At 34.5% G+C, this 765-nt stretch carries 1 protein-coding gene and 1 pseudogene; both read left to right on the top strand.

Annotated features, from left to right (window positions below):
- A pseudogene (locus ACF91D_RS31040) lies at positions 1-320 on the top strand (N4-gp56 family major capsid protein); the annotation flags it as partial.
- 14 nt (positions 321-334) lie between these two features.
- Positions 335-628, top strand: coding sequence for a Rho termination factor N-terminal domain-containing protein (locus ACF91D_RS31035; RefSeq protein WP_392438594.1), 294 nt, complete (start codon positions 335-337; stop codon positions 626-628).
- Positions 629-765 lie beyond the last annotated feature (137 nt).

Genomic DNA, 765 nt, shown 5'->3' with positions numbered 1-765 from the left:
GTAACTGGGCAGGTATTAACTTTACTCGTGCAACTGATTTAGGTGATGACATTTTAGTTAAAGGTGCATTTGGCGAAGTGTTAGGCGCTACTATTGTACGTTCTAACAAATTAAAAGAAGGCGAAGCATACATTGCTAAACGTGGTGCAGTTAAATTAATTACTAAACGTGATTTCTTCTTAGAAACTGAACGTGATGCATCTCGTAAAGCGACTGCATTATTCTCTGATAAGCATTATGTAGCTTACTTATATGATGAATCTAAAGTAGTTAAAATTAGTGGAGCAACTGCCCCGACAGAAGAAGGAACAGGAGCATAAAGGAGTGATTCGTAGTGACGTATAAAGTAATCGAGTATTTTACAGACTTACAAGACAATGACTATGAATACAATGTTGGTGACATTTTCCCACGTGATGGATTGCGAGTGACTGATGAGCGATTAAAAGAGTTGTCAACTGATGAAAATAGGCAACGAGTACCTTTAATTAAGCCTATTTTAGAAGCGAAAGACTATTCTAGAATGAAAGTATCAGAACTGAAAGAAGCCGCCAAAAAACAGGGTATTGAAGGGTATTCTGATATGAAAAAAGCAGAACTTATTGATGCATTAAAAGGTGATGCTTAATGGACGCTAATGAAGTTAAATTATTAAATGCAAAGCCTTTAGATGACCATTCTCACGATGAAGAAATAGAAGCATTAATAAAAATATATAAAGGTATTGCAGAAGAATATTGTAATAATAAATTTAAAGTACCATAT

Source organism: Staphylococcus sp. 231237_7MaSpsaltlick (genome assembly GCF_043107035.1).
The sequence above is the reverse complement of the archived record's forward strand: the minus strand, read 5'-3'. Positions and strand labels throughout refer to the sequence as shown.